4 protein-coding genes and 1 pseudogene are annotated in these 6,766 nt (G+C 67.1%); 1 reads left to right on the forward strand and 4 read right to left on the reverse strand.

Annotated elements, in window-relative coordinates; translation table 11 throughout:
- Window positions 1-1,343: MFS transporter (locus EOA33_RS19210; protein ID WP_145989201.1), on the forward strand; the 1,343-nt coding region annotated here is incomplete at its 5' end.
- A 152-nt stretch (window positions 1,344-1,495) separates the two neighbouring features.
- Here the strand turns inward: EOA33_RS19210 and purH are convergent.
- The 4 genes and pseudogenes from purH to EOA33_RS19230 all read right to left on the reverse strand — a co-directional run.
- Entirely contained in the window at window positions 1,496-3,112 is a 1,617-nt protein-coding gene (purH, locus tag EOA33_RS19215) for a bifunctional phosphoribosylaminoimidazolecarboxamide formyltransferase/IMP cyclohydrolase (RefSeq protein WP_126057580.1), read from the reverse strand.
- 105 nt (window positions 3,113-3,217) lie between these two features.
- Complete coding sequence (locus EOA33_RS19220; RefSeq protein WP_127406296.1) at window positions 3,218-4,942, reverse strand: heparinase II/III family protein; 1,725 nt, start codon at window positions 4,940-4,942, stop codon at window positions 3,218-3,220.
- 200 nt (window positions 4,943-5,142) lie between these two features.
- Window positions 5,143-6,519 carry an RsmB/NOP family class I SAM-dependent RNA methyltransferase gene (locus EOA33_RS19225; RefSeq protein WP_245482375.1) on the reverse strand — a complete coding sequence of 459 codons (1,377 nt, stop codon included), beginning with the start codon at window positions 6,517-6,519 and terminating at the stop codon, window positions 5,143-5,145.
- Window positions 6,516-6,766, reverse strand: a pseudogene (locus tag EOA33_RS19230) (protease HtpX); the annotation flags it as partial. The gene EOA33_RS19225 and the pseudogene EOA33_RS19230, both read right to left, overlap by 4 nt.

Below are 6,766 nucleotides of genomic sequence, written 5' to 3' on the forward strand. Positions count from 1 at the left end.
GCGGCATCTGGGGCTGGATGTTCTTCGACTGGGCGGCGCAGCCGTTCTTCACCGTCGTCACCACCTTCATCTTCGGGCCTTACTTCGCCGCGCGCATGGTCAGCGATCCGGTGATGGGCCAGGCCGCCTGGGCCTGGGGCATCGCCGCCGCCGGACTGGTCATCGCCGTGCTGTCGCCGATACTGGGCTCGATCGCCGACCAGACCGGGCCGCGCAAGCCGTGGATCGCCTTCTTCGCGACGATCAAGATCACCAGCCTGACGCTGCTGTGGCTTGCCGCCCCCGGCTCGAACGTCTTCCTGATCGTGCTGCTGTTCTCGCTGGCCTCGGTGGCGGCGGAGTTCTCCACTGTTTTCAATGATTCGATGATGCCGCGCCTGGTGCCGAAGAGCGAGATCGGCCGCGTCTCCAATATCGCCTGGGGGCTGGGCTATCTCGGCGGCATGATCGCGCTTATCTTCGTCATCCTGTTCATGGCCGGCAATCCCGAAACCGGCAAGACGATCATCGGCCTCGACCCGATCCTCGGGCTTGATCCGAAGCTTGGCGAGGATGCCCGCGCCACGGGGCCGATGTCGGCCGGCTGGTATTTCCTGTTCATCCTGCCGATGTTCTTCTTCACCCCCGATGCCGCCAAAGGCATCCCGATCGGACCGGCCGTGCGCCAGGGTTTGTCCGAGCTGAGGTCGACCCTGGCCGAGGCGCGCAAGCGCGTCGGCATCTTCCGCTTCCTCGTCGCCCGCATGATCTATCAGGACGGCGTCAATGCGCTGCTGACGCAGGGCGGCGTGTTCGCGGCGGCGATGTTCGGCTGGTCGATCACCGAGATCGGCATCTTCGGCATCATCCTCAATGTCGTCGCCATTTTCGGCTGCTGGATCGCCGCCCGCCTCGACACCGCGCTCGGTTCCAAGGCGGTGGTGATGATCGCGCTGGTGATGCTGACAGTGGCCACCGCCGGCATCGTCTCGACGGGCCCGGGTTTCACGCTGCTCGGCCTGATCCAGCTTTCCACCGTCGATTCCGGCGGCCTGTTCGGCACTGCGGCCGAGAAGGCCTACATCCTCTACGGGTTGTTGATCGGGCTTGCCTTCGGCCCGGTGCAGGCATCGTCGCGCTCCTACATGGCGCGCAGCGTCACGGCCGCCGAATCCGGCCGCTATTTCGGCATCTACGCCTTGTCGGGCCGGGCGACTAGCTTCCTGGCGCCGTTCCTGCTGGCGACGATCAGCTGGGCCACCGACTCGGCCCGGCTCGGCATGGCGGTCATTATCCTGTTCCTCGGCATCGGCATAGCGATCCTGATCAGGACGCCGTATCCGGCGGATCAGCCGGTGGAGTGAGAGACATTCGATAATTCTACTCCGCTGGCCGCCTGACGCGGCTTTCTGCGCTTCCGGTGCTCACGGACTCGAATGTCCGCTCCGCTTCGGTTCTCGAAAACCACGCCATCCGACTCAGCGGAGCGAATTCTCAAACGTCTCTCTGCCGAAAACTAATGCCGGAAATGCCTGACGCCGGTGAACACCATGGCGATGCCGTGCGCGTCGGCGGCGGCGATCACTTCGTCGTCGCGCATCGAGCCGCCCGGCTGGATGACGGCGGTGGCGCCGGCTTCGATCGCCGACAGCAGGCCGTCGGCGAAAGGGAAGAACGCGTCCGAAGCGACCACCGAACCCTTGGTCAACGGCTGCGACAGGCCCGCGGCTTCCGCCGCATCAAGTGCCTTGCGGGCGGCAATGCGCGAGGAATCGACACGGCTCATCTGGCCGGCGCCGATGCCGACCGTGGCGCCGTCCCTGACATAGACGATCGCGTTCGACTTGACGTGCTTGGCGACACGGAAGGCGAACTTCAGGTCGGCCATCTCGGCCGGCGTCGGCGCGCGCTTGGTCACCACCTTCAGTTCGAGATCGTCGACCACCGCATTGTCGCGGCCCTGGACGAGCAGTCCGCCGGAGACCGATTTCACCGTGGTACCGGCGGCGCGCGGATCGGGCAGGCCGCCGGTGACCAAAAGGCGCAGGTTCTTCTTGGCGGCGACAATCGCTGCCGCGTGCTCGGACGCGTCGGGCGCGATGATGACCTCGGTGAAGGTCTTGACGATCTCCTCCGCCGCTTCGGCGTCGAGGATGCGGTTCATGGCGACGATGCCGCCGAAGGCCGAGACCGGGTCGCAGGCGAGCGCCTTGGCGTAGGCCACCTTCAGCGAGGTCGCTTCGGCGACACCGCAGGGGTTGGCGTGCTTGATGATGGCGACGGCGGCTGTGGCGGCAGGATCGAACTCGCCGACCAGCTCGAAGGCGGCGTCGGTGTCGTTGATGTTGTTGTAGGAGAGCTGCTTGCCCTGCAACTGACGCGCTGTGGCGACCCCCGGCCGCTTGTCGCCATTGAGGTACAAGCCGGCGCCCTGGTGCGGGTTCTCGCCATAGCGCATCACCTGATCAAGCCTGCCGCCGAAGGCGCGCCAGGTCGGATGCTCGATCTCCAGCGCTTCGGCGAACCAGCCGGAAATCGCGGCGTCGTAGCTGGCGGTGCGGGCGAAGGCCTTGGCCGCCAGCTTCTTGCGGAAATCCAGCGACAGCGAGCCGATATTCATCTCCAGCGCGTTGAGCACCGCCGCATAGTCTTCGGGATCGGTAACGATGGCGACATAGGCGTGGTTCTTGGCCGAGGCGCGGATCATCGCCGGTCCGCCGATGTCGATGTTCTCGACGATCGAGGCGTAGCCGGCGCCGGAACGGCGCACCTCCTCGAACGGATAGAGGTTGGAAACGACGAGGTCGATCGGCTCGATATGATGGTCGCGCATCGCCTTCGAATGCTCAGGGTCGTCGCGCACGCCGAGCAGCGCGCCATGCACCGAGGGATGCAGCGTCTTGACGCGGCCGTCCATGATCTCGGGAAAGCCGGTCAGTTCGGAGACGTCACGCACCGCCATGCCGGCGTCGGCGATCGCCTTGGCCGTGCCGCCGGTCGAAACCAGCTCGACGCCGGCGGCGGCGAGCGCCTTGGCGAAGTCGATCAGGCCGGTCTTGTCGAAGACGGACAGCAGCGCGCGGCGCACGGGAACGAGGTCGGGCGCGGGAATGTTCTTGGCGGCGACGGCCATGGGCTGGCGGCCTTTCAAGGCTGGATTGGAAGAAGCCCGCGCCGTAGCACATGAGATCAGGAAATCAAGCGCCGTGCGGCTGGCATCACACGCTGTTGCGCGCCGTCAGTTGTTTTCCGGATAGCCGGCGATGGTCGTCCTGGTCAGCTGCCAGTGGACCTCCGATATCTCCGAGGCCTTGAAGGCAAGCACGATCTGCCGGCTGCGGCGCGGCCCGCCGAGCCCGGCGAAATAGATCGACTCCTCCACCTCGGGCACGATGCCAGCGCATGTGAACACCCAGGTATCGCCCTGGTCAGCGGCGAGCACCAGGCGGTCATGCTCGTCCTGCAGCAGGTTGATGTCGGGGTGGACGTGGAAGCGCACGGCGACGAAGTCGCGGCCATTGTTGCGGATCGCGGCCCCGCCGGGGCGCTGGAAGCGGTCCCGGCCCGTCAGCACATTGCCGTTGCTCGACAGTTTCATTTCGCGCTCGTGCAGGAACCCGAAGCGCTGGACATAGCCGTCATGGCGGGCAAGGAAGCCCTGGCTGCCCTTCAGGTCAGTCCGCTTGCAGGGCACATGCTGCGGACCGCCGATCAAGGGCGAGCCGAGCAGGTCATTGACGCGCAGCGAATGGCTGAAACGCGCCGAGGACGTGTCGTTGACGGTGGCGGTCGAATGCGCGGCGGTGGCGCGGGCCAGCGGCCGGAACTCGGCGGCGCCATAGGTGTCGATGCCGGCATTGACGATGTAGTGCTGGCGGCCGGAGGACATCTCGAAGGCGAGGCAGCCGGCGTGCGCGGCGTTGGACACGTCGACGGGCGGCGGCAGGCCGGTGTCGGCGATGACGGTGACGCCGCCCATCGACAGGCGCTCATAGCCGGAATGCGGCGCGTGCAGCCGCGGCGCGCCGACGGTGTCGTCATGGCGCAGGATGGTGGCGATGCGGTCGTGGATGGTCGCCCCCATGCCGTTGAAGCGGGCGAGGCTGCCGTCCTGATGGCGGAAGAAGCGCAGCGCCGGCAGCATGCGGTCGATGGCGCCCATCAAAGCCGTAGGCGGCGTCTCGGCCTGGTTGGCATAGGTCTGGCGCAGCGGCAGCAGGTCAGCGAGCAGCTCCAGAACCGTCATCGGGTTGCGCGAGATGTGGCCGCCGTCGGGAAGGATCTGGCGGTCAAGCTCCTCGGCGAGATTGCGGGTGGCACCGCGCAATGCCGATGCCGGTGCTGGCAGCGACAGAGCGGCGAAGGCGAGCGCGATACGGGCGCGCAACCTGTCCTTGCCGTCGGGCATCGCTCGCGCCATCGAGCGGAGATAACGGATCTGCACGGCAAGCGATTTGAGAAAGGCACGGTAGAAAGGAAATTCGGCCCCCTGGAGCACGACGGAGGAATGCTGCAGCCAGGCGATCACGCGCTTGGCGGTGGTGCCGGGCTCCCAGGCGATGCCGGAAATCTGGTTGCCATGGATGGCGATCCAGTCGGAAACCAGCGCGCGGGCATTGGCGGCGGCAAGCTCGGTGCCGGCGGCACGCATATGGCGCAGCCAGCGAAAGCCGTGCAGCGTCTTTTGCCAACCGCGATTGGGCACGTCGATCTGGAAGGGCGATTTGCCGCCGGTCTCGACCAGATGTCCCGACAGCGGATAGCGGCCATAGTAGATTTCGAGCGCGATCTGCGGGTCTGCGAGTCTGAGATCCGGCGGGGCGATCAGGACGCGTTCGGGCGTGCGGCCGGAATAGCGCCAGCGATAGACCGGGCCGGCGCGCAAACGCCGGCGGGTCTTACGCCAGAACTCCTTCGCAACAAGCGTCCATAGCCGCGTCGTGCTGCCGGCAGCGATTGCCAAAACCCCTCCTGATCGTCCCGACCCAGGCACAAGCTTATATGATTCAAGAACTTATGCGAAGGCGGATTTCGCGCGGGTGACCGAGTGAACCCAATCGGGACGCGATCCTCCCTAAAAAAGTCGGCAAGTTTTACGAAAACAAGCGCCAAAGCGCGTCGTGTCGAAACGGATTCAGGCGATGCGCGCTTTGGCGAGATGCGTTAACCGGCGCGGCGCATGCGGGCGGCGAAGAAGCCATCGAGGCCGGACAGTCCGGGCGATTCGTGCGGCAGATCGGCCGGCGTGGTGCGCAACGTGCCCTCGGCCGTCAGGAACGGATCGATGCCGGCGATCTCGCCGCGGCGGACCGGATCGTCGACGACATCGGCTGTCTCGGCGAGGAAGGCGCGGTAAAGCTCCTCGCCTTCGAGCGGGTCGAGCGAGCAGTTGGAAAAGACGATGCGCCCGCCGGGCCTGGTCAGGCCGACGGCACGGGCGAGCAGCTTGCGCTGCAGCGCGGCGAGCTTTTCGACATCGGCCATCGTCTTGGTCCACGGCACGTCGGGATGCCGCCGCACCGTGCCGGTCGAGGAGCAGGGCGCGTCGAGAAGAACGGCATCGAACAGCTCAGCCGGCCGGTAGTCGAGCAGGTCCGTCTGCACGAGCTCAGCGGTCAGGCCGAGGCGCTCGAGATTTTGCGCCAGCCGCGTCAGCCGGTTCTTCGAGGTGTCGACGGCGGTGACGCGCGCGCCGGCAAGGATGAGCTGCGCCGTCTTGCCGCCGGGGGCGGCGCAGAGGTCGGCGACGCGCAGACCCTTGATGTCGCCGAACAGGCGGGCCGGCAGGGCGGCGGCGGCGTCCTGTACCCACCACGCCCCCTCGGCGAAGCCGGGAAGTTCGGGTACGGAGGCACTGAGCCTTTCCACCCGTATCGTGCCGGTCGGCAGGACGATGCCGCCGAGCCGCTCGGTCCAGAGCGCCGGATCGGACTTGACCGAAAAATCGACCGGCGCCTCGTGGCGATGGGCGGCAAGGATTTCTTTCGCTTTGTCCACGCCGTAGGCCGCCCTCAGCCGGCCGGAAAACCATGCCGGCGCTTCCTCGGTGGCGATCAGCGCGGGGGCGAGTTCGGCGTCCTTGGCCCGCGCCAGCGTGCGCAGCACGCCGTTGATGAGGCCGGAAAAGCGCAGCGTGCGCGGATCGGACTTGGCGTGGGTGACGGCAAGGTCGACGGCGGCGCTGTCGGGAATGTCGAGGAACAGGATCTGCGCCGCCGCCACATGCAAAATGTGCGACAGCGCGGTGGCGTTCTGCGGCAGCGGCTTTTCCAGCCGGCGGGAAAGAAGTCCGGCGATCGTCATGCGGTGGCGCAGCGCGGTGACCAGTATGGCGCGCACCAGCGCCCGGTCGCGCATGTCGAGCGCCCGGTATTGCGGGTGGCCGTTGTCGTGGTCGGTCAGACCGTCGAGCGGCGTGCGCGCGTCGATGACCGCGGCAAGCAAGCGCGCCGCCGCTTTGCGCGCGGCGAGGCCAGCGACCGCCTCGGTCCTGTCGTCACGATCGCCTGGGGTGCGCTGCCGGCGTTTGGCGCCGCTCACGACCACGGACCCTTGGGCCCGGTCGGGTTGCGGCCCCAAGGATTGGGCCTAGGCCTGGCGGGTTGCGCCGGCTGCTGTGGCCGCGCGGCCTGGTCCCATGGACCTGGCGTCCGCTCGTCGTCAGCCGGATCGGATGTCGGCGCCTGGCGTGGCGCCTGCGCTGCGCGGCCGCCCATCTCGCGCGCCATCTCCTGCAGGGCGGCGATGCGGTTGTCGGTGTTGGGATGGGTGGAGAACAGACTGTCCA

Source organism: Mesorhizobium sp. M4A.F.Ca.ET.050.02.1.1 (genome assembly GCF_003997725.1).
Classification (GTDB): domain Bacteria; phylum Pseudomonadota; class Alphaproteobacteria; order Rhizobiales; family Rhizobiaceae; genus Mesorhizobium.

What these genes read in the sequence shown, in the direction of transcription:
- purH (WP_126057580.1), bottom strand. Translation starts at nt 3,112, where the DNA reads ATGGCCGTCGCCGCCAAGAACATTCCCGCGCCCGACCTCGTTCCCGTG.